Source organism: Nostoc parmelioides FACHB-3921 (genome assembly GCF_014696625.1).
GTDB classification, from domain to species: Bacteria; Cyanobacteriota; Cyanobacteriia; order Cyanobacteriales; family Nostocaceae; genus Trichormus; species Trichormus parmelioides.
On record NZ_JACJQL010000002.1, the window covers coordinates 307,253 to 328,493 of the forward strand.

The 21,241-nt window shown below is 39.3% G+C and carries 22 protein-coding genes; 13 read left to right on the plus strand and 9 right to left on the minus strand.

Annotation, left to right across the window (positions count from 1 at the left end):
- The first annotated feature begins 318 nt into the window (after positions 1 to 318).
- Both uvsE and H6G14_RS03210 read left to right on the plus strand, forming a co-directional pair.
- Positions 319 to 1,266: a UV DNA damage repair endonuclease UvsE gene (gene uvsE, locus H6G14_RS03205; RefSeq protein WP_190565698.1), complete on the plus strand. Its 948-nt coding sequence runs from the start codon at positions 319 to 321 to the stop codon at positions 1,264 to 1,266.
- Positions 1,267 to 1,325: 59 nt separating this feature from the next.
- Positions 1,326 to 2,924 carry an Hsp70 family protein gene (locus H6G14_RS03210; protein WP_190565699.1) on the plus strand — a complete coding sequence of 533 codons (1,599 nt, stop codon included), beginning with the start codon at positions 1,326 to 1,328 and terminating at the stop codon, positions 2,922 to 2,924.
- Between the two features lie 74 nt (positions 2,925 to 2,998).
- Here H6G14_RS03210 and H6G14_RS03215 read toward each other — a convergent pair whose 3' ends face one another.
- From H6G14_RS03215 to H6G14_RS03240, 6 genes are all read right to left on the minus strand, one after another.
- Positions 2,999 to 3,676, minus strand: coding sequence for an MAE_28990/MAE_18760 family HEPN-like nuclease (locus H6G14_RS03215; RefSeq protein WP_190565700.1), 678 nt, complete (start codon positions 3,674 to 3,676; stop codon positions 2,999 to 3,001).
- A complete protein-coding gene (locus tag H6G14_RS03220; RefSeq protein WP_190565701.1) occupies positions 3,676 to 4,770 on the minus strand; it encodes a DUF262 domain-containing protein in 1,095 nt (364 codons plus the stop codon). Before H6G14_RS03220 ends, H6G14_RS03215 begins: the two co-directional genes overlap by 1 nt.
- Positions 4,771 to 5,017: 247 nt before the next feature.
- Entirely contained in the window at positions 5,018 to 5,359 is a 342-nt protein-coding gene (locus H6G14_RS03225; RefSeq protein ID WP_190565702.1) for a XisI protein, read from the minus strand.
- Entirely contained in the window at positions 5,347 to 5,763 is a 417-nt protein-coding gene (locus tag H6G14_RS03230; RefSeq protein ID WP_190565744.1) for a XisH family protein, read from the minus strand. Before H6G14_RS03230 ends, H6G14_RS03225 begins: the two co-directional genes overlap by 13 nt.
- 53 nt (positions 5,764 to 5,816) lie before the next feature.
- Positions 5,817 to 8,447: a bifunctional aconitate hydratase 2/2-methylisocitrate dehydratase gene (gene acnB / locus H6G14_RS03235; protein WP_190565703.1), complete on the minus strand. Its 2,631-nt coding sequence runs from the start codon at positions 8,445 to 8,447 to the stop codon at positions 5,817 to 5,819.
- A 592-nt stretch (positions 8,448 to 9,039) separates the two neighbouring features.
- Positions 9,040 to 9,435, minus strand: a complete 396-nt coding sequence (locus H6G14_RS03240) for a hypothetical protein (protein WP_190565704.1) — start codon at positions 9,433 to 9,435, stop codon at positions 9,040 to 9,042.
- A 594-nt stretch (positions 9,436 to 10,029) separates the two neighbouring features.
- Here H6G14_RS03240 and H6G14_RS03245 point away from each other — a divergent pair.
- A complete protein-coding gene (locus H6G14_RS03245; protein ID WP_190565705.1) occupies positions 10,030 to 10,410 on the plus strand; it encodes an endonuclease domain-containing protein in 381 nt (126 codons plus the stop codon).
- A gap of 165 nt (positions 10,411 to 10,575) precedes the next feature.
- Entirely contained in the window at positions 10,576 to 11,199 is a 624-nt protein-coding gene (locus tag H6G14_RS03250; protein ID WP_242053330.1) for a transposase, read from the plus strand.
- Positions 11,200 to 11,304: 105 nt separating this feature from the next.
- On the opposite strand, the gene H6G14_RS03255 is transcribed toward H6G14_RS03250, so the two are convergent.
- Positions 11,305 to 12,270, minus strand: coding sequence for a toll/interleukin-1 receptor domain-containing protein (locus tag H6G14_RS03255; protein WP_190565706.1), 966 nt, complete (start codon positions 12,268 to 12,270; stop codon positions 11,305 to 11,307).
- Positions 12,271 to 12,400: 130 nt separating this feature from the next.
- On the minus strand, positions 12,401 to 12,892 hold the full coding sequence (locus tag H6G14_RS03260; protein WP_190565707.1) for a hypothetical protein: 492 nt from the start codon (positions 12,890 to 12,892) through the stop codon (positions 12,401 to 12,403).
- A gap of 31 nt (positions 12,893 to 12,923) precedes the next feature.
- Here H6G14_RS03260 and H6G14_RS03265 point away from each other — a divergent pair, with 31 nt between their 5' ends.
- The 5 genes from H6G14_RS03265 (at position 12,924) to H6G14_RS03285 (ending at position 16,095) form a co-directional block, all read left to right on the plus strand.
- Positions 12,924 to 13,109 carry a hypothetical protein gene (locus H6G14_RS03265; RefSeq protein WP_190565708.1) on the plus strand — a complete coding sequence of 62 codons (186 nt, stop codon included), beginning with the start codon at positions 12,924 to 12,926 and terminating at the stop codon, positions 13,107 to 13,109.
- A gap of 394 nt (positions 13,110 to 13,503) precedes the next feature.
- Positions 13,504 to 13,818 carry a 2Fe-2S iron-sulfur cluster-binding protein gene (locus tag H6G14_RS03270; RefSeq protein WP_011317442.1) on the plus strand — a complete coding sequence of 105 codons (315 nt, stop codon included), beginning with the start codon at positions 13,504 to 13,506 and terminating at the stop codon, positions 13,816 to 13,818.
- 162 nt (positions 13,819 to 13,980) lie between these two features.
- The gene (locus H6G14_RS03275) at positions 13,981 to 14,163 is read left to right on the plus strand and encodes a hypothetical protein (RefSeq protein WP_190565709.1); all 183 of its coding nucleotides are present in this window, start codon (positions 13,981 to 13,983) and stop codon (positions 14,161 to 14,163) included.
- A 250-nt stretch (positions 14,164 to 14,413) separates the two neighbouring features.
- Positions 14,414 to 15,448, plus strand: a complete 1,035-nt coding sequence (locus tag H6G14_RS03280) for a DUF3326 domain-containing protein (protein WP_190565710.1) — start codon at positions 14,414 to 14,416, stop codon at positions 15,446 to 15,448.
- A 65-nt stretch (positions 15,449 to 15,513) separates the two neighbouring features.
- Positions 15,514 to 16,095 (plus strand): CPBP family intramembrane glutamic endopeptidase, encoded by a 582-nt coding sequence (locus H6G14_RS03285; RefSeq protein WP_190565745.1) that lies wholly within the window; start codon positions 15,514 to 15,516, stop codon positions 16,093 to 16,095.
- Here the strand turns inward: H6G14_RS03285 and purN are convergent.
- Positions 16,064 to 16,756 (minus strand): phosphoribosylglycinamide formyltransferase, encoded by a 693-nt coding sequence (gene purN, locus H6G14_RS03290; protein WP_190565711.1) that lies wholly within the window; start codon positions 16,754 to 16,756, stop codon positions 16,064 to 16,066. The two genes, H6G14_RS03285 and purN, sit on opposite strands and share 32 nt — an antisense overlap.
- Positions 16,757 to 17,071: 315 nt before the next feature.
- Between purN and H6G14_RS03295 the strand changes: the two genes are divergently transcribed.
- From H6G14_RS03295 to H6G14_RS03310, 4 genes are all read left to right on the plus strand, one after another.
- The gene (locus H6G14_RS03295) at positions 17,072 to 17,956 is read left to right on the plus strand and encodes a carbohydrate ABC transporter permease (RefSeq protein ID WP_190565712.1); all 885 of its coding nucleotides are present in this window, start codon (positions 17,072 to 17,074) and stop codon (positions 17,954 to 17,956) included.
- 163 nt (positions 17,957 to 18,119) lie between these two features.
- Positions 18,120 to 19,175: a 1-acyl-sn-glycerol-3-phosphate acyltransferase gene (locus H6G14_RS03300; RefSeq protein ID WP_190565713.1), complete on the plus strand. Its 1,056-nt coding sequence runs from the start codon at positions 18,120 to 18,122 to the stop codon at positions 19,173 to 19,175.
- A gap of 293 nt (positions 19,176 to 19,468) precedes the next feature.
- Positions 19,469 to 20,173, plus strand: a complete 705-nt coding sequence (locus H6G14_RS03305; protein ID WP_190565714.1) for a choice-of-anchor E domain-containing protein — start codon at positions 19,469 to 19,471, stop codon at positions 20,171 to 20,173.
- Between the two features lie 232 nt (positions 20,174 to 20,405).
- Complete coding sequence (locus H6G14_RS03310) at positions 20,406 to 20,891, plus strand: hypothetical protein (protein WP_190565715.1); 486 nt, start codon at positions 20,406 to 20,408, stop codon at positions 20,889 to 20,891.
- Positions 20,892 to 21,241: the final 350 nt, after the last annotated feature.

The following is a 21,241-nucleotide window of genomic DNA, read 5'->3' on the forward strand; positions in this document are numbered from 1 at the left end:
ATAAATATTTCACAAACTTGACAGCACTACTAAAACGTACATCTGATTATCTTGACATTCAGCCTTTAGTTCTGTTGTTTTGAATTGCCTGTTGGACTGAAGCTTCACAACTTATGGATGTTATTGGTTTATCAAAAAAATATATTTGACTAGTTAAAAACTGATTTGTATGTAAACGCTTTCTATCCACAGCTAGATGTTTTTACTGTGGGAGTACAAAATTTATATCTCATAGCTTCTCCAAGCTGAGGCTTTAGATACTATCCGCCCGTTGAGAAAAATAAGTGTAATAAAACAGTGGTAACAATAGATAATTCAATGACTGCAACCCAGTTAAACAATCTGCCTCAAACGGCGCAGCTAGGAAAAAACGCTCAACCAGAGTTAGGACTGGTTTGCATTACATTTGATAAAAAAGTGCGCTTTCGGACGATGACGCGCACTCGTTATTTACAACTTTCTCTCGCTCAACGTGAAAGCAGCTTAAGAGAAATATATCTGCATAACTTGCAGCGCTTACATGATGCCCTAACATTTTGTCAGGAAAATAATCTTCGCCTGTATCGCATTTCCTCAGCTTTATTTCCCCTCAGCGATATGGAAGATCAAATCGGGGCAAATATATTAGAGGAAATCAATGCTGATTTAGGTCAGATTGGTGAGCGATCGCAAGCTCTCAATATCAGAATGGTACTACACCCAGATCAATATGTAGTCCTCAGTTCCGACTCTCCCGAAATCGTCCAAACTAGTATCAAAATCTTAGAACGACACGCCCGTACTTTCGACTTACTAGGCTTACCTCGTTCTCCTTGGTCATTAATGAACATTCACGGCGGTAAATCTCAACGTAGTGAACAACTAATCAAAGTCATCTCCAACCTGCCAGAAAACATCAAAAACCGTTTGACATTAGAAAACGACGAATACGCTTACAGCGCCGAAGAAATCTTCAACGTGTGCCAAAAAGCACAAATACCAATGGTCTTCGATGCCCATCATCATATTTGCCACGAAAACCTAGATAGCTACGACCATCCCAGCGTCGCCGCCATGTTGTCCGCCGCCAGAGAAACCTGGACAAACCCAGAATGGCAACTAGTCCATATTTCCAACGGCGAACAAGCTTTCAACGATCGCAAACACAGCAACCTCATCACCAATATGCCCAACATCTATAGACAAGTCCCGTGGATAGAAGTCGAAGCCAAACACAAAGAAGTAGCGATCGCCCACTTGCGCTCATGGTGGCTTATGGGAGAATAGTTCTTTGATATAAAAGCACTTTGTGATTTTGCGCCTTTGCGCGAACATAATAAAAGAATATGGCGATCGCGATTGACTTTGGTACAAGTAACACCGTAATTGCTCGTTGGAACCCTGTCACCCAACAACCAGAAACCATCACCTTACCTGGCTTATCCATCCAGCAAAGCCTCAATCCCCCACTCATTCCCAGCTTGGTTTATGTAGAAGATGCCAACCAAAGTAAAATCTTAGTAGGGCAACAAGTACGCGATCGCGGTCTTGACCTCAAAGGTGATACCCGATTCTTTCGCAGCTTCAAAAGAGGAATTGGGGCAGATATCCAAGGCTTTTTACCAGAACTAGACGGGCAAATTGTCACCTTTGAACAAGTCGGACAATGGTTCCTCACCGAAGTTATTCAACAACTAGCACCCCTAGAAGGCGGTTTAGATTCCCTAGTATTAACAGTACCTGTAGATAGCTTTGAAGCTTATCGTTATTGGTTAGGTCAAGTCTGCCAAGCCCTACCTGTGGAACAAGTGCGGATGTTAGATGAACCCACAGCCGCCGCCTTGGGTTATGGTTTAGCAGACCAAGAAATTCTCTTAGTAGTTGACTTTGGTGGCGGTACATTAGATTTATCCCTCGTCCAGTTAAATAAAAGCGCCCAAACAAATACTAAACCTGTAGGATTCTTACTCAAATGGGGTAATAAATCCCTAGCAGAAGAATCTAAACAAAAAACCAAAACTGCCCGTGTATTGGCGAAAGCCGGGCAGAATTTAGGGGGTACAGATATTGATAATTGGTTAGTAGATTACTTTGCTAAAACTCAAGGATTGGCGGTAAGTCCTTTAACAACGCGACTAGCAGAAAGGATAAAAATTCAACTATCAACCCAAAACCAAGCCAGCGAAGTTTATTTTGATGATGAAAAGTTTGAAAGTTACGAATTGGAATTAAATCGGGATACTCTAGAAAGCATCCTCAAAGAACACAGTTTTTTTGAGCAGCTAGATGATGCGATGACTAATTTATTACAGCAAGCACGCCGCCAAGGAATAGAACTAGCAGATATTAACGCAGTATTATTAGTTGGCGGTACAGTGCAACTACCCGCAGTGCAGACATGGGTAAAACAATATTTTCAGCCAGATAAAATCCGTTGCGAAAAACCATTTGAGGCGATCGCTCAAGGTGCATTGCAACTATCTCAAGGCGTAGAAATCAAAGATTTTCTCTATCATAGCTACGGTGTGCGCTATTGGGATCGTCGCAATCAACGCCACAGTTGGCATTCAATTATTAAGGCTGGGCAAGGCTACCCCATGACTCAGCCAGTAGAATTGGTTTTAGGCGCTTCTTTGGAGAATCAACCAAGTATTGAATTAATCTTGGGTGAGTTAGGTACAGAGACGGGGGGAACAGAAGTATATTTTGATGGCGATCGCTTAATTACCCGCCGCCTAGATACCGGTGTCACCAGTGTTAAACCCCTCAACGATAAAGAAGGTGCAAGAACTATAGCCCAACTCACACCACCAGGATTTCCGGGGAGCGATCGTATTAAAATACTATTTCAAGTTGATGAACAGCGCTTTTTACGCATCACCGTTGAAGATTTATTGACTAATGATACTTTGCTAGAAAATCAATTGGTGGCACAGTTGAGTTAAATTAGTTTGGGGTGGAGGCGATCGTTCTTTAGGGTGAGGGGGTGCAACCCTAACTCACCACTCACCTGAGCTAACTATTTTAAATATTCTTTGTTAGATAGATAATTCTCTATATTTTCTAATATTTCCTTTAAATAAGAAATAACTCTTTTTTGAATTTCAAGTAATTCGTCCGCAGTAGCATTTCTACCAACCTCCTCAAATGATTTAAAACCGTGTGCCAGATCATTCCTATTAGTCTTAACAGTTAATAAGTCGCTACCATCTTTAGTTTTTTTAGCATTTGTTTTACAGGAGAAACCATACATCTCAGATGTTTGTCGTATTTTTCTTGCGTCAAGATTCCCTGAAAATAATTTTTCTTTATCAAAACTGCTAGATATGATATCACATGAAATATTATTTATACTTTGTAAAAGAGTGTCAGTAGAGTTGTTATCCTTGAAATTTTTAATAATAATTTTTTTGATTTTATCGGTGACATCGTCAAAAGAAATATTTTTATTTTGAAATTCATCAAAAATTGTTGTAATTGCATTACGCATTGTGGATTCTATCAGGTTATACAGTAATAAGAACCCTGTTGCTTTGAGAGTTTTCTCTAAATTATTGTTTATTAATTTAATTTTGGTATTCTTATCATTACCCATGCTTAATTTGATTGAACCTTGCTCTAAATTTTTCAAAAATAAAAAATATCTACTAACTTCTTGAGCGCGTTCATCAAAATCTTTAAATAACGTACTTTTCATTAATTCCCCAGAAGCTGATCACGAACATAATGAATACGATTAGTGACTTTATTTTGAGAACTATATGTATCAGATTTAGTATAATCTTTAAATGCTTGACTATCTAAAAAATCAGTTGATTTTGGAGTTAAATTCGGTCTTTCTCTTAATGCTAGAGCGACACCTACACAAATGGATTCAAATTTAATTCTAGTCGTCGGTTCATATTGATTCTTTGTTTTTCGATAAATATGTAAAGCATCAGGAAAATACTTTCTTACAAATTCCAAGACTGCATAAAATTCCCTCTTCATTTCATCAATATTTAATGACTTAGATTGATTTTCTTGTTCTAAATAATTGTTTAAAAACTTATGCACTTTTCTGTCAGAATCAGAGTAATTTTGATAATTATTTAAAAATGCAAAAAAACGTAAAACATATTCTTGTGGGTCTCTTTTAGCGATTTCAGTTTTAGTAAAAGAGCATAAGTCTAGAAGTTGTTGATATTTTGATAATTCCTCAACTAGATCGAGAAATTTACCTGGTTTACCTCCTCGGCGTTTCTCCATTTCATTTAATTCAACACTACCGCTATTAATTCTTTCAAAGACATCCCTTCTGATTTCTTCATTTGCTTCTTTTGTTAATATAATCATTTTAATAGTAGTCCTCTTAAAACGTCTTTGACGTGGTAGTGGTAAATCTTCAAAAGTAAACCCATTCAAAGTTTTTAATTTTTCAAGATTTTGTAATTTAAGTTCATTTTTGATAAACCTAGTTAAAGTACGAATACGTTGTGTACCATCTATAATTTCTAACCGTGCTAAATCTTCTGAACCTGATATATCAGCAACAAAAATGTAAGGTATTGGTAAACCTAAAATCAAAGATTCAATAAATTTTGATTGTCTATCGTCATCCCAAGACATTTCTCGTTGATAGTCTGGAATAAATAATTCATTTTCATCTTCTTCTCTTCCCTCTAAATATTTTTGAATAATTACTTCTATCGGGTATTCTAAGGTGTTATAGTCAACACGCTTTGTTTTGTCACGAATTTCTATTTCAGCATTTTCTTTGTCTTCGTCTGTGATTTTTAATTGAGTTACCATAGTTGACAAGTTATTTTTGTTAATGGTTGAAATTTAAATGAACTAATACGAATAAATTGTACATCTGAGCTAAGTGAGAGGTGAGTTTTTCAAAACTCACTTTCATAATTATGAAAAATATGAAATTCATCACAATCGGACAGTTTTTTATTGTAATCATAATTATTTCCTAAATTCAATGTAATATATCAAGACCCATGTTAGCCTAACCTTATGTCAACAAAATCTATTACTGTTTAGAAATTACTCAAGCAACAGCAAATTCCGTCAATTTCCGAGTTTCTGGATCATGAAAAGCTAAAACAATATCCTCTTTCGGTACGCCTTTTCTTAATAATTCAGTAGCTATTCCTTCTTCTGTCCAATCTTCCTCAATGTAAATTTTTTCATTTTTAATACGAACATAAACAGAAATTGCTTTCACTCGTTTATCATTTTTCCAACCAATATTAAACCAAAGATATTGACTTCTTTGATCATCAAACATCAATACCTCATCTATATCAGGATCAGGTACTTGAGAAGAAATTTTTTCGTACTCTGTGAGTATTTGTTTGATTAAATCTTGATAATGAATTAATTTATCCATTGCATAATCTCCTCTTTACTGATATCAACAACTAACAGTAAAACCTGATATTTTTGCAAAATTAATTTAATTGCAACTTGTTGAAAGAACTTTGTATAAATGTTTTTACTAATTGCCAAATAAATTTTGTACCGAGGTTGGGTGATATCGAGGAATGTTTGATAAATTAGATATTGACCTAATGCTGTTTCAAATTCACGCATAGTTGAACGACCAAGGAAGCTTTTGATTTCGATAACTATTAGTTCTCCTTTTTTTGTTGCAGAAATAGTTTTTTCACCAGCTAAATCAGCCAGTAATTTAACTTCTTCATACTTAATAGGATAAGGGTCAAAAGTAATCGTCCAACCGTCCTTTATTAAAGCATTTTTGACTGCATCGTGGTAAATATCTTTTGCTGGCATTTTTACTTTATTAATGAGTTTGAGGTGAGCCATCAAGACTCACCCTAATCAAGCTATATTAACAAAGCTTGTTCCTCCTTAGAAATCACCCGGCCTTCATCCTCAAAACCGGCGATTTGATCAAAGTTCAAATACCGATATAAATTATCAGCAAAAGGATGAATCTTACTTGCCACAATATCAAGATATTCCTGCACTGTGGGAATGCGACCTAATAACGCGCAAACTGCTGCTAATTCAGCAGAACCTAAATACACTCGCGCACCTTTACCCATGCGGTTATTAAAGTTGCGGGTGGAGGTGGAAAATACTGTGGTTCCGTCAGCAACTCGCGCCTGATTGCCCATACACAAACTACATCCAGGCATTTCTGTTCTTGCACCAGCCGCACCAAAAATGCTGTATACACCTTCCTCTTTTAATTGGTGTTCATCCATGCGGGTTGGTGGTGCTATCCACAAGCGAGTTTTGACTTCTCCTGCACCTTCCAAAACTTTTGCTGTGGCGCGATAATGACCGATGTTTGTCATACAAGAACCAAGGAATACTTCTTGTACTGGGTCATTAGCAACTTCTGATAATAACTTAACATTATCAGGGTCGTTGGGAGCAGCGACAATTGGTTCTTTGATGTCGTTTAAATCAATTTCAATTATGGCTGCATACTCCGCATCTGCATCGCCTTCTAATAACACGGGGTTGGCTAACCATTCTTCCATTTTGGCGATACGGCGCAGGAGGGTGCGGGAGTCTTGATAACCTCGTGCAATCATGTTTTTCAGTAGGGCTACGTTGGAACGCAGATATTCGGCGACTGTCTCCACACTCAGTTTAATGGTGGAACCTGCACAAGAACGTTCGGCGGTTGCATCGGTAAGTTCAAAGGCTTGTTCGACTTTCAAATCTGGTAAGCCTTCAATTTCCATGATGCGTCCAGAGAAGATATTTTTCTTGTTCTCCTTCTCGACTGTCAGTAAACCTTGTTGAATGGCGACATAGGGAATGGCGTTGACAATATCTCGTAGGGTGATTCCTGGTTGTAATTCGCCTTTGAATCGTACCAAAACTGATTCTGGCATATCTAATGGCATAACACCCAAAGCGCCAGCAAAAGCGACTAGCCCGGAACCGGCGGGGAAGGAAATACCCAAGGGAAAGCGGGTGTGAGAGTCGCCACCTGTACCTACGGTGTCGGGTAACAGCATCCGGTTGAGCCAAGAGTGAATGATACCATCACCGGGGCGCAAAGCTACACCAGCGCGGGAAGAGAAGAAATCGGGTAATTCGTGGTGAGTTTTGATGTCTACTGGTTTGGGATAGGCGGCGGTATGACAGAAGGTTTGCAGGACTAAATCAGCGCTGAAACCTAAACAAGCGAGTTCTTTTAATTCATCGCGGGTCATGGGGCCGGTGGTATCCTGGGAACCAACGGTAGTCATGATGGGTTCGCAAGATGTACCGGGACGGACACCTGGTAAACCGCAGGCTTTACCTACCATTTTCTGTGCTAAAGTGTAGCCTTTACCTGTGTCTGCTGGTGGCTGGGGACGGATAAATAAGGTGCTTGGTTCTAACCCTAGTGCTTGGCGTGTTTTGTCGGTGAGGGTACGGCCAATTAGTAGGGGGATGCGTCCACCGGCGCGGACTTCATCAAGGATAGTGTCTGGTTTGAGGGTGAAGGTAGAAATAACTTCGCCCTCTTCGTTGGTGATTTCGCCTTTGTAGGGATAGATGGTAATCACCATACCAGTTTCTAACTTGGTAACATCGCACTGGATAGGCAAAGCACCGGCATCTTCAGCTGTATTGAAAAAGATGGGAGCGATCGCTCCACCTAAAATATACCCCCCGGCGCGTTTGTTGGGAACATAAGGAATATCTTCCCCTGTGTGCCACAAAACTGAGTTAATTGCCGATTTACGAGAGGAACCAGTACCAACTACATCCCCAACGTAAGCAACGGGAAACCCTTTTTTCTTCAATTCAGCAATGGTTTCCAAGCTTCCTGGTTGCCTTGACTCTAGCATTGCTAAAGCGTGTAAGGGAATATCTGGGCGGGTGGTGGCGTGGGTGGCGGGGGATAAGTCGTCGGTGTTGGTTTCCCCTGGTACTTTAAAAACGGTGACGTTAATATATTCTGGTAATTGTGGGCGAGTTGTAAACCACTCGGCTGCTGCCCAAGAATCAACTACTCGTTTAGCATAGGGGTTGGTTTTTGCCAATTCTATAATATCGTGAAAAGCATCATACACCAGCAAGGTTTTGCTAAGGGCTGCGGCGGCGTAGGCTGCTATTGGTTCTTTGCCTTCTCCACCCATAACTAATGGTGTTTCGGAAGAGTCAGAGACGGATACTGTGGCGAATTGCAGCAACTCAATTAAGGATTGTACATTATAGCCGCCTACCATTGTGCCTAGCAATTGCACCGCGTCTATGGACGAAATGATGGGACTTTTCACCTCTTGTTTGGCAATGGCGGTGAGAAAGCCAGCTTTGACATAAGCTGCTGGATCAACACCAGGGGAAACGCGATCGCGCAATAAATGTAATAATGTATCTTCTTCACCCTTTGGTGGATTCTTCAGCAATTCACATAATTCTGAAGTTTGTTTTGCATCCAACGGTAAGGGAGGAATGCCTAGTGCTGCTCTTTCGGCAACGTGTTGACGGTATGATTCCAACATTTTTGTGTTTTCTCTTCGGATGTTCTTACCTTAATTATGAAGTATTTTTAGACAAAATTTAGCTATCAAAGTTTACCCTATTTTCTGTCTAAAAGCCTTACTAATAATCGCTTACGAGGATTTTTATTTTATACTTAAAGTATAGTTTTGGAGCAAAATTTTCACTGAAGAGATGGCAATTAGTTATACAGCTAGAGGCAGAATATATCCTGCCCCCACAATAATATGTATTACAGGATGTTTGAAAAATTCTATGCTTGGTAGCGAAACATTTTAGATCCCCCTAAATCCCCTTTAATAAGGGGGACTTTGATTCTAATTCCCCCCTTTTTTAAGGGGGGTTAGGGGGGATCAGCAAATACTTAAAATCACAGCCAACCACTTCTCAAACAACCTCTAAGACTACGGTGTACACACATCTCTATGCTAGGTGCAGAATGTGGTTTGATCCCCCTAAATCCCCCTTAATAAGGGGGACTTTGATTTACTTTCCCCCCTTTTTTAAGGGGGGTTAGGGGGGATCAGTAAATACTTAAAATCACAGCCAACCACTTCTAGAACAACCTCTTACACTCGATTGGCAACTATTGTATTAAACAGTTATAGCAGTTTCATTTGATATTTTATCAGAATTAGATTTCAATCGTGTCAACCTACTTTTACGGATACGTTCACTATCTCTAACTCCACCTGCAAGTTCATATTCACTACTGTTTTTACCATACTTAAACCCAACCCCCATCAACATTTTATCTGAAACCTGATTTAAGTTTTTTTCCATTTCATCTAGCTTAATTTTAGAGGAATCAACTATTGCTATGGCAGCGTTATAATCATCAAGCATTTTTTGAAACTGCTCGATTAATTGCGCTAAGTTTTGTAAGTTGTAAGTATCATCAAACTTGAGCTTTGGATCAATTGCTTTTAATCCGGCAACTCTAAACTCGGCTTTTTCTAGAATCCGGGAACTACGCTTTTTTCTAGCCATAAGTTTACACTTTTCAAAACTTTACAAAGCTATTTTGGCTTAATTAAGCTAGATTCTAGTTCAGCAAAATTCACATTTTATTTTGCCAGATTTTTGATTTATGTGCGTGATTTCTCTTAATTGCTTCAATACATTGCCTGTTTAGTGCAGAGTTAAGAGCGATCGTTTTAATTTTAAGGCTTAATGTTTTAGCTTTAAGGCTTAATGTTTTAAGGTTAAGGCTTAATGTTCTAGCTTTAAGGCTTAATGTTTTAATCTTAAGCGTCAACATTTTAATATTGATGATTAAAGTTTATTGGTCAGTGCATTAGAGAAGGCTATGGTGTACACACATCTTTATGCTAAGTGCAGAATGCGGTTTGATCCCCCTAAATCCCCCTTATTAAGGGGGACTTTGATTTACTTTCCCCCCTTTTTATGGCTACGGTGTACACACATCTCTATGCTAGGTGCAGAATGTGGTTTGATCCCCCTAAATCCCCCTTAATAAGGGGGACTTTGATTTACTTTCCCCCCTTTTTAAGGGGGGTTAGGGGGGATCAGCAAATACCTAAAGTCACAGCCAGATTTTCCAGAAGCTTGAACGCAGAAATTATGACAAACAACCTTAATAGCAGAAATTTCCATTTACCTTACAATCCAAAGCTTGTAGAAAGAGCAAAAGAACTTCGTAAAAACATGACACCAGCAGAAAAAAAGCTGTGGTATGAGTATCTGAGGAATTTCCCATTACGGATTTTAAGGCAACGACCAATTAACCATTTTATAGTAGATTTCTATTGTCCTACTTTACAAGTAGTCATTGAAATTGATGGGGATAGCCATTTTACAGATGAAGGTCAAGACTATGATTTAGAGAGAACAAGAGTTTTAGAAGGATATGGTTTAAAGATTATTAGGTTTACAAATAGTCAGGTTTTACATGATTTTGATAGTGTTTGTGAAGAGATACAGGGTTTAGTTACTTTTAAATAGTAGGAAAAAGTCTACGGTGTATATATAAGTTTTATAAAGTTGCTTAATAACGTTTTGATCCCCCCTAACCCCCCTTAAAAAGGGGGGAACTGGAATTAAAGTCCCCCTTTTGAAGGGGGATTTAGGGGGATCAAATAACTTATGTGTACACCATAGCAATTTTTTATGGCTCGCCCAAAACGCAATTTACAATCAGGTTTCTCTTACCACATCACGACACGCTGCAATAACCGCGAATTTCGCTTAACGCGGTTAGAGTGTCGAGAGGTTTTTCTTTACGCTATTAAAAAAGCACAGGAAAAATATCAATTTAAGCTCTATGCTCTGTGCATTATGAGTAATCATGTGCATTATCTACTAGAACCAAAAGAACCAGAAGATTTACCTAAGATTATGCACTGGCTGAATTGGTACACCGCTATGTGTTTTAACCGGATGCTTAACCGGACTGGGCATTTTTGGGAAAAGCGTTATCACAGTACAGGTTTTGCTAATACAGATAAACAGCGTGCATTAAATACTCTGCGATATATCCACGCTAACCCGAAAGCAGCAGGTTTACAGCAGGGTTTTTTCTACGACTTTAGTAATTACGGCACTCATGACCGTTTGAGTAATGATGGTATCACTCAATGGCATCCGGCGTTTTTGCAATTAGGGAGAACGTTAGAAGAATGTGCGGCTAAGTATCGTCAGTTTTGTAAGAAATATCGCCCGAAGCCGAAGCCAGAAAAAAGGAACAGTTGGGGAAGTCGTTTTTTGCCGTCGTTGAAAAATACACTAATATAAGTGTTGAGTTTACGAGATTCATGTTGGGTTGCGCTGCGCTTAACCCAACCTATGCTTTTAGCTTGTAATAAATATTTAGAAATTTAGGCTTTAAAATGTTAAACTTTAAAGCCTAAATCTTGCGTATAGCCAACCGACAAAGCCACCAAGAAACCACACTAAGAACACCTTATAAGCATCACTATTAACATCCAATCCAAGATTGTACACCAAACCATCATATAACCCCACACCCTGCACATTCGGTATCGGCACTGAAATCCCGGCAGACTTCAACCCCAATGATACTCCATTCAAAAATCCCCAATACACAAAAGCCAAAGGCCACCACAAAACCCACTCAAAAAAGTTCAAATTATAATTCCCGAACCAATTATTGCGAGGAAAGAATGCAAACCCAACCCACATACTTACAACAACAATTAGCAGCAAAATAATCGGACTCTGGTGAAAAAAAACATACACCCACCCGCTTAAGATTTCCCATCCACATATCCAAGCCGAATTAATTATTATTCCACCGTCGCTACCGTGGGTTATAAAATATCCAATTCCATCTATCAAATATCCAATTTCATCTATCAAACTTCCAATCCCATCAATTAATGGTTGATATATTGGTCTTCTATGTATTCTTCGATAGTTTTCGATTGTATTATTACCTATTTTTTTCTTTGCTTCATGAACAATATAATCAACTCCTTTATCGCTACTGATTGCGTACCAATCCTTTATTTTTCTATATTCTTTAGGATATTTTAATTTTATTGTTTGCATATCTATACCATGCAAAATAGGGAGAATATTATTAGCTGTTAATATCTCCTCGAACTCCATAAAAGTCCATGTTTTGTTGGCAGCAAAATAATTGTCGCTAATGACAACAATTCCATACGCTGACGCATTGAGTCCTTCGTCAATTTTTTCCTCTAATTTGTCTCCCCATTTGATTTCTTCTTTGTCATACCATACTTTATATTTTGCTTGAGTTAGTTTTTTGTATAGTTTGTCTACAAATCCTCTTTTATCTTCAGACGCATGACTGAGAAATATATCATGAGTACGCTTCATATATAATTCCTTAATATTTCAATGTCCGGTATTACTAAACAAACCAAATATTTTTGTATAAATGTTTTAGAGAAAATTTATACAAAGGTTTTCACATCAACAAAAACCATCTAATCACGAATGATTTTTATCACTCCCCCACACCCGCAATAGTCGCCAACGCCTGAGCATACTGCTCTAAACCCACCCGCAAAGCCTCCAACTCCCCTCGCGCCGTCGCTTCCTCAGACCAACTCTGCTCATGTTCCTTGGGACTCACCCCCACAGGTCGCCTAGCTTCCCACGCCTGCAATAACGGATGCCATTTTGACAAAAACGGTCTTAAACCATTATTCAACACCGCAATAGCAATTCCCCCCACAGAATCACGACTAGCACCCACATCAGGCCCAGCAGCTTTGAGAATTTCGCGGGTTGTACCGAATAAACTATAAAGAGAGTTCATAGCTTCTCGCACTAAACCTTGGTCAAGTGCTAAAGGTTGCACAGCAATGCGCGTCACCAACTCCACATATAGCGACCAAGCCGCCTTTTGTTCTGTGGTGTTGACTTTCCACGACATCGAACCAATGCCAAAAGGCAGACTTAAAGATACAGTTTCTAAGGAAACGCGATCGCGCATAAGTATAACTAAGCAAATTTAACTATAATTAGTGATTATTATAGTAATTGATGAAACTCTTCTACCAAAGTATTTTCAGGATGTGCGGGTAAAGTGCGATCGCTACGGGGATGCTCTCTCTACGCAAATCATCATCAATCAGCCAGATTATGATAGTAATAATATCTGTGCATCTAATCTCAGAGGTTATTTGATGAGTGGTTGGCTATGTGTTTAAACACTGGTTGATCCCCCCTAACCCCCCTTTTTAAGGCTACGGTGTACACACAAGTCTGATAACCTAGCTCCATAACGTTTTGATCCCCCCTAGCCCCCCTTAAAAAAGGGGGAACAAGAATCAAAGTCCCCCTTTTTAAGGGGGATTTAGGGGGATCGAACCATATTTTGCACTCTGCACAAAGATGTGTGTACACCTTAGCCTTAAAAAAGGGGGGAACTAGAATTAAAGTCCCCCTTTTTAAGGGGGATTTAGGGGGATCTGAAAGTATTTGATACATCACCAGTAACTTTTCAGGCGATCGCGCTTTCTGTACTAATTGACTATATCTGCAATATTGTTAAACAATTCAGATATAATAATAAGTTTGTCTATTGCATTGGTTTTTTAGAATATGTCTAAGACTTACACCGTTGAGATTCTCCACCAAGGTAAAACCCACACTTTACAAGTTCCTGAAGATAAAACCATTTTATCAGTTGCAGATGAACAAGGGTTAGATTTACCTAGTTCTTGCCACGCTGGTGTTTGTACAACTTGTGCTGGTCAAATTATTACCGGAACTGTAGATCAAACTGATGGTATGGGGGTTAGCCCAGAATTACAACAACAAGGTTACGCATTACTTTGTGTAGCCTATCCTCGTTCCGATTTGAAAATTGAAACCGAAAAAGAAGACACTGTTTATCAAAAGCAATTCGGTAAGTAAGATAATTTTGGTAATTGGTAATTGGTAATAGTTAATAGTAAAAAACAATTACCTATTCGCTATTACCCACTACCGTTTACACCAACTATAAAATCAACTCAGTATTTGCATACGGCTGAAATCGGTTATTCTAGAAGCTACAAATCAACTGGATTGACAGCGATGACAACTCATTTTATTAGCGCAGAAATCGACATCCAAGAAACACCCACAGAATTACAAGCAGCCATTGAGGCTGAGTTGCAAAAGCAAGGTGAACCTCTGCGTTGGGCGATTACTGTTATAGATGAAGAACAACAAAAGGCGACAGTAGAAGCTGTGGTGACTACAGTTAGTGCTGAGTAGGGAGTTCTCAGAGAACACCAAAAAATAAATTATTCCAAATTGACGGTTAGTAGGGTGCGTCAGTGCGAAAAAACTTAACTGTACCAAGAAATTATTTATACTGACGCACCCTACATTTGAGATATTGTTTTATCTGGAAGTATCTAAGTGCTGAGTATTGATAAATATTGAGGGGGCTAAAATGCCTCCAACTGAAAATTAACCCATTAATCCGCAATAATTTTTAAGCTACATTAACTCAGCACTGAATATGAATCGTCCTTACACTGCTATTCTCATAGTCCCAACTGGTGTTGGTGCAGCGATTGGGGGATATGCGGGGGATGCTTTACCCGTTGCTAGATTAATAGCACAGGTTTGCGATCGCCTGATAACTCACCCCAATGTCCTTAATGGTGCTAGTTTGTATTGGAACATCCCTAATTCTTTCTATGTGGAAGGTTATGGGCTTGATAAATTTGCTGCCGGATGCTGGGGTTTGCGTCCTGTACGCAATAATAAAATTGGGTTACTTTTAGATCAGGGAATTGAGCCAGATTTAAGACTACGACACCTACAAGCAGCCGATGCAGCGCGCGCGACTTTAGGCTTAACTATCACAGATCATGTAATTACTGATGCACCCTTGAGCGTAGAATTACGGACTGCATCATCAGGGGCAAGTTGGGGAACAATTGGTAACCCCGATAGTTTATTACGAGCGGCGGAAATATTAATTAACAAAAATGGGGCAGAAGCGATCGCAATTGTTGCCCGTTTCCCCGATGATATGGATGAGGTAGCAGCGCAAAATTACCGTCACGGTCAAGGTGTAGACCCCATTGCCGGGGCAGAAGCAGTCATTAGCCATTTAGTAGTCAGAAACTTTCAGATTCCTTGCGCCCATTCCCCCGCCTTAGCACCAGAACCCCCATATCCAGGCTTATCACCCCGTTCTGCGGCAGAAGAATTAGGTTATACTTTCTTACCGAGCGTACTCGTAGGATTAAGCCGCGCACCAAAATTTATATTAAAGAAAGAGTCAAGTCAATCTCACCTAGAAGACATTTGGGCAGAGCAAGTGGATGCTATTATCATGCCAGCAACAGCCTGCGGTAGCAGCGCCTTACTTAGCCTAAGTCAAAAGCAATGCCAAATCATCACTGTAGAGGAAAATCAAACTCAAATTCAAGTACCTGCCCATGCCTTAGGAATTAAATCCATACAAGTAAAATCTTATTTAGAAGCAGTCGGCTTAATAGTAGCTCACAAAGCAGGCATTAATCCAAAGTCTCTTTGTCATTAATCAACAGTCAACAGTTAACAGTTAACAGTCAACAGTTATTTTCTCCCCACTCCCCTAAAACTCCCGTGGTTGAACAACAAAAACAAGAACCAGAAATTCCATACTTAACACGTACCCAAGTGCTAGTGGCGATGGGTGTAACTGCCGTCTTGTTGTGGACAATTGCTAAGTTATGGTTGCGCTTTGGGAACTTTTTATTATTTGAATGGCATTGGTACCCAAGAGATTTTTTGCTGGGGCTTGGTGTAGGGTTAATTATTACTGTTTTAAGTGGGCTAGCTTATAACTTTTGGAAGGCATACCGCAGAAGCGCCGACTACTACTTAGAATTAGTGCTGAAACCTTTGGCTTGGCCGGACTTAATTTGGTTGGGGTTATTACCAGGATTAAGTGAAGAATTGTTATTTCGCGGTGTTATGTTACCCGCTTTAGGATTAGATCATTTTGCCGTTATTGGTTCTAGTGTATGTTTTGGCATTCTGCACCTGAGTGGTTCCCAACAATGGCCTTACGTTGTTTGGGCAACCATTGTTGGGGTAATACTGGGGTATAGCGCCTTGTTGAGTGGTAACTTGCTAGTGCCAATTGTGGCTCATATTATAACCAATTGGATTTCTAGTTGTTTGTGGAAACTGCGCCAGTCGTAGGCAGAAAAATTTCCGTTAAATTAGCTTGAGTCGCCAGAGCGATCGCCTGTGGTAATATACGGTGTTCCTGAATCTGAATCCTGGCATGGAGTGTCTCTGCTGTGTCATCGGGTAATATTGGCACGGCAGCCTGCATCAAAATCGGCCCACTATCCACTTCTAAAGAAACTAAATGCACAGTGCAGCCTGTAATTTTCACCTGAGCCTCTAAAGCTTGTTCTACAGCATGAATACCTTTAAAGCTAGGTAATAAACTAGGGTGAATATTAATAATCCTCCGGGGAAAGGCATCAATTAAAACCGATGTTACCACACGCATCCAACCAGCTAAAATTATCCATTCCACATCATATTGGCGTAGAGTTTCCACAATTTTTTGATCAAGAACTTCCCGATTTTTGTATTCACGGTGATTTAATAAAACCGTTTCTATTCCTCTATTAGCTGCTCTAGTTGCTGCTTTAGCGGTGGGATTATTGTAAATTAAAACTTGGATTTGGGCATTGAGTTGCTGGTCTTCAATAGCTTGAGCAACTGCCTCAAAATTGCTACCACTACCAGAAGCCATTACCCCCAGTTTCACAGGAGCGCTATGAGAAAATTGATGTGTATTAATGCTGGGAGAAACAAGGCTAAAGGTAGAATCAGGGCGGAGGGTCATAAACAATTCAAAATTAGGGGCTGGGGAAATGGGGACTGGGGATTGGGAAAGAATATACACTCAGCACTTTCAAGTTAGTTACTCATGAGAAAATTTCTTTTACCTACACCCTTAGAGGATGTTTGAAAAATCCCTATTGGTGTAACCAAATATTTCAGATCCCCCTAAATCCCCCTTAAAAAAGGGGACTTTGATTCTAGTTCCCCCCTTTTTAAGGGGGGTGAGGGGGGATCAACAAGTGTCTAAAATCACAGTAAACCACTTTTCAAACACGCTCTTACACCCATTTTCAAGACAGCTGAGAGGAAGATTATAATGCCAAAAATATCTACTAAGTCATGGTTAGACAATGATACATTCGCCGCTTGGACTTTTCTTGCCCCGGCTGTAATTTTGTTGGGTTTATTCGTATTGTGGCCTATCGCCTATTTGTTTTATTTAAGCTTTACTGCTGGTAGTTTCACTTCCACCGGTACGTATTGGGTAGGCTTCAAGAATTACTGGCGATTGTTACTTAACCCTGATTTTTGGCAAGTTATTGGCAACACCGTTTATTTTACCGTAGCTTCTGTAATCCCCAGCTTAGTTATTCCTTTGGGGCTAGCAGTTTTATTGAACCGTTCTATGGCCTTGCGAGGGGTGCTGCGTAGTGCCTATTTTCTGCCATCAATTATTTCTCTTGTTGCTGCTGGTTTAGGCTTCCGTTGGTTGTTTCAAACCTCTGGCCCGGTAAACGCATTTTTAAATATATTTGGCATTCCTACAATTTCCTGGCTCGGAGATACATTTTGGGCAATGCCTGTACTAATTATTTTAAGTATTTGGAAACAACTAGGGTTTAATATGGTGGTGTTCTTGGCGGGGTTGCAAGCCATTCCCCCCAGTCGCTACGAAGCCGCAGAATTAGATGGTGCCAATGGTTGGCGACAATTTTGGCATATCACTCTACCGGGATTAAGACCCACTTTAATATTTGCCACTGTCACCACGGCTATTTTCACATTGCGGAGTTTTGAGCAAGTTTATGTAATGACTGGTGGAGGCCCTTTAAATACAACCAACTTACTGGTTTACTACATTTACCAAGAAGCTTTCGGACAATTTGATTTTGGTTACGCCGCCGCCGCCGCAACAGTACTTTTAGCTATAGCTTTGGTTCTTGTGTATTTGCAATTGCGTACTTGGGAAGAGGAATCATAAGTTGGGTAATGGGTAATGGGTGATTGGTGATTGGAGTATTCCATTACCTATGATTTCTTGGAAAATGTAGTAAATTTTACGTCTATAGTCGGATACAAATGATAAATTTTTCAGGCTAGGATGTTTTCCTAATAAAACTTTTATCTTTGAATATTAAATATTTGTGATTAATCAACCATCTAAAAGTTTGACAAATACTCACTTAGAGCAGAATATCAACCAAGGGTATAAATTTAGCTGGTTTGATTGGTTTTGCTTGTGGTATCCTCCTGGCTGGTTGATTTTATTTAACCGTCACTGGCAACATTATCATCAAGACCCAGATGGATGGAATTGGTTAGAGTATTTATTATTTTTAATTCCTTGCGGATTTTATTTAGCATTTTTGATTCGATGGTTGCGCCTGGGTTGTCGTTCTCCCAGAATAGAGGCTGAGGAATTTAACCCCAATTATCAACAGGCTTTTCGGGAAGAGATTTTAGCCCCAATAGTGCAGCATTATTTCCGTGGTGAATTGCATCAAATTGAGAATTTACCATCAACAGGCCCGATGATTGTGGCGATGAATCACGCGGGGATGTGTTTCCCTTGGGATTTTATTAGTTTGGGTTATTTATTAGGTCAAACAAGAGGTTGGGTAGCCCAACCAATAGCAGAGGGGTCATTATTTGAACATCCTTGGATGGTGTGGTGGCTACCTCCCAAATGGTCGCAGGTTTTGGGTGCAGTCCGGGCTGATTTGAGTGATTTTGAGGCAGCCGTAGCCCAGGGTAAAATTCTGTTATATGCGCCCGAAGGAATACGGGGGCCTCGTAAAGGCTGGCGACAACGCTACCAATTACAGAAGTTTGATTTGAGTTTTTTACAATTGAGCGATCGCTATCATATCCCCATTCTCCCTGTTATCTGCATCGGTAGCGAATCTTTACATCCTTGGACTATTAATTTAAAAAAATTACGGAAATTATTTAAACTACCGTTTTTACCGATATCACCTTTAATATTTGCTTTAATTGTCTTCCCTTCAATGGGTGTTTGGGCAATGAGAACTCGCTTACATTACTTTGTTGAGCCTGTAGAAACATTAAATGACAAGGTTTTTGATTGTGTTTCTAGTAAGGAACGTAAGTTAGTTTATCAACGTACTAAACGATTCCAACAACAATTACAATTTCGCATGAATCAATTATTAAATAAAAAATTGGATGTGCTGGAATAGGCATTGCCCAGCAAAACCGTGATACTACGCATATTTTATAAATTGGTCAATAAGTAAATACCAATACACTAATAAAATAGCCGTATTACGAGAATTTACTAGCAGACATTCTTAGTTAAGATAAAAGCTAAATGTTTACCGGGAAAGAATCACGCGGACGTATTCTAACAATTTGATAGGTTGATAAAGCTTCACGAAAACTTAAGTATATTTATCAACCCAATAAACAAGATTCCAGCGTTACAAATAAGTTAGCCATTTTGCAATTCTTTTTTTAGCTAAATTATTTACCCATGACAACAACACTGTTTAAAACACTAGGTGCTGCTACAACCCTCGCTGGAATTATTGCTACTGCTGGATCTGCTAGCGCAGCTACTATATCCTTCTCAGGTGGCACAGATTTTGCTCCTACCGACATTGTTAATCAATCTATTGGTGTCAGTAAGTTTGATACATCCCTTGGTACACTCAGAAGTGTAACCTTGCAATTTACTGGAGATGTGACAGGAGAAGCAGGTTTTGAAAACAGAGCTGCTAATGCTACCACAATTGACGTTAAACTTGCTGGTAAATTAACCTTAGAACTAGACAGCATCTTACTATCGCTCAATCCAGCAAATATTTCCGCTTATCAAGTTAGTAGATTCGATCAAAGACTCGACTTTGGCGGTACTTCTGGAAGAACTATTGCTGGACTAAATGCCACAGGTTCAGATACAAAAACTTATACAGACAGTGCCATTCTACAGTCTTTCATCGGTACTGGTGACTTGAACTTTTTGTTTAGTGCGATCGCTACATCCCAAGTGTCTGGATCAGGTAACATCACTTCCTACGTTGATACCTTCGCTAAAGCAGGTATTACAGTCACTTATGACTATGACCCGGCTAAAGCTGTACCTGAACCTTCTGCTTTGCTTGGCTTTGGTCTATTTGCAGGTGCTGCTTTGCTTGTTCAACGCAAAAAAAGCGCGATCAAAATATCAAATTTGTAAGATTGTTTGAAGAGAGTACTTTTTCTCATCCTGCTGTTAAGTCACCCTTCAAACAATGAATGACAGAAATAGATTGCATAGAAAATAGTGTTCAATAGATGTCTAAATAGTTTCCCCAGGCTAGCAATAACATAGCCTGGGTTTTTACTTTTTAAGGTTTGTGAGGATTTTATCCCAAAATAGCTAGATTATTAGCTACGATTGTTGGGATTTGTTTTTTGATGAAGAATTTATGTCAGTGAGTCGCAAATATAACATTATTATTCCTATTGGTATAAGTATAACTATCTCTTTATTGCTTACTGGTTGTTTTGAAGATAAAATCACCCAATGTCAGCGACTCATTCAGGTGGTAAATGCGGGAAATTACCTGATTGAGCAAAACAAAGGACAACAAGTCATTACAAGCTTGCAACTATCAAAGGATTTAGAAGCAATTACAACCTCTTTAGCAGAACTTAATTTCACAGACCCAAATCTCAAGGAATTTCAAACTAGTTTCATCAAAGTGTTCCAAAATATTAGTCAGGCGATCGCCACAGCAGGTAAGGCGCTTGGTGCAGCTAAATTAGCGGAAGAATCACCCACAGGTAAAGAAAAACTAAAAAAGGCTAGAACAGAAATTGACACGGCTCTCACTAAAGTCGCAAATACTACTGGCAAAGAAGCAGATACCTTAGTTAAAGAACTAAATAAATACTGTAATCAGCCTGAGTAGGTGAATGATAAAACCGCTTTTGTTCAATAACTAGATTTTAGGCTTGATTCTTCCTTTTATAGCTGTTGATGGTTGAGAGTTGACAGTTGACTGACGGACTTGAAAGCCTTTTGTTGTCGAGAGGATTTTATCTGAAGTTGATGTCTTCATCTATCTGGCTACGACTATAATTCTGGCTAATCCTAAATTTTCCAGATAATTCAGGAATCTGACACCAGCAGATTGTAATTAATCGGGAAACTAGAAAAGAGAGGTTGTTAGACAGTATTTTTACTTTGCTTTTTAGTGTTTTTTACTACAGTTATTGATCATTGTTTTACGAGAATAGGTTTACCACTAATAATTTTATC

Excerpts from the sequence above, each read along its gene's own strand:
- uvsE (WP_190565698.1), top strand. The coding sequence starts at position 319 with ATGACTGCAACCCAGTTAAACAATCTGCCTCAAACGGCGCAGCTAGGA.
- H6G14_RS03210 (WP_190565699.1), top strand. The coding sequence starts at position 1,326 with ATGGCGATCGCGATTGACTTTGGTACAAGTAACACCGTAATTGCTCGT.
- H6G14_RS03215 (WP_190565700.1), bottom strand. The coding sequence starts at position 3,676 with ATGAAAAGTACGTTATTTAAAGATTTTGATGAACGCGCTCAAGAAGTT.
- H6G14_RS03220 (WP_190565701.1), bottom strand. The coding sequence starts at position 4,770 with ATGGTAACTCAATTAAAAATCACAGACGAAGACAAAGAAAATGCTGAA.
- H6G14_RS03225 (WP_190565702.1), bottom strand. The coding sequence starts at position 5,359 with ATGGATAAATTAATTCATTATCAAGATTTAATCAAACAAATACTCACA.
- H6G14_RS03230 (WP_190565744.1), bottom strand. The coding sequence starts at position 5,763 with ATGCCAGCAAAAGATATTTACCACGATGCAGTCAAAAATGCTTTAATA.
- acnB (WP_190565703.1), bottom strand. The coding sequence starts at position 8,447 with ATGTTGGAATCATACCGTCAACACGTTGCCGAAAGAGCAGCACTAGGC.
- H6G14_RS03240 (WP_190565704.1), bottom strand. The coding sequence starts at position 9,435 with ATGGCTAGAAAAAAGCGTAGTTCCCGGATTCTAGAAAAAGCCGAGTTT.
- H6G14_RS03245 (WP_190565705.1), top strand. The coding sequence starts at position 10,030 with ATGACAAACAACCTTAATAGCAGAAATTTCCATTTACCTTACAATCCA.
- H6G14_RS03250 (WP_242053330.1), top strand. The coding sequence starts at position 10,576 with ATGGCTCGCCCAAAACGCAATTTACAATCAGGTTTCTCTTACCACATC.
- H6G14_RS03255 (WP_190565706.1), bottom strand. The coding sequence starts at position 12,270 with ATGAAGCGTACTCATGATATATTTCTCAGTCATGCGTCTGAAGATAAA.
- H6G14_RS03260 (WP_190565707.1), bottom strand. The coding sequence starts at position 12,892 with ATGCGCGATCGCGTTTCCTTAGAAACTGTATCTTTAAGTCTGCCTTTT.
- H6G14_RS03270 (WP_011317442.1), top strand. The coding sequence starts at position 13,504 with ATGTCTAAGACTTACACCGTTGAGATTCTCCACCAAGGTAAAACCCAC.
- H6G14_RS03275 (WP_190565709.1), top strand. The coding sequence starts at position 13,981 with ATGACAACTCATTTTATTAGCGCAGAAATCGACATCCAAGAAACACCC.
- H6G14_RS03280 (WP_190565710.1), top strand. The coding sequence starts at position 14,414 with ATGAATCGTCCTTACACTGCTATTCTCATAGTCCCAACTGGTGTTGGT.
- purN (WP_190565711.1), bottom strand. The coding sequence starts at position 16,756 with ATGACCCTCCGCCCTGATTCTACCTTTAGCCTTGTTTCTCCCAGCATT.
- H6G14_RS03295 (WP_190565712.1), top strand. The coding sequence starts at position 17,072 with ATGCCAAAAATATCTACTAAGTCATGGTTAGACAATGATACATTCGCC.
- H6G14_RS03305 (WP_190565714.1), top strand. The coding sequence starts at position 19,469 with ATGACAACAACACTGTTTAAAACACTAGGTGCTGCTACAACCCTCGCT.
- H6G14_RS03310 (WP_190565715.1), top strand. The coding sequence starts at position 20,406 with ATGTCAGTGAGTCGCAAATATAACATTATTATTCCTATTGGTATAAGT.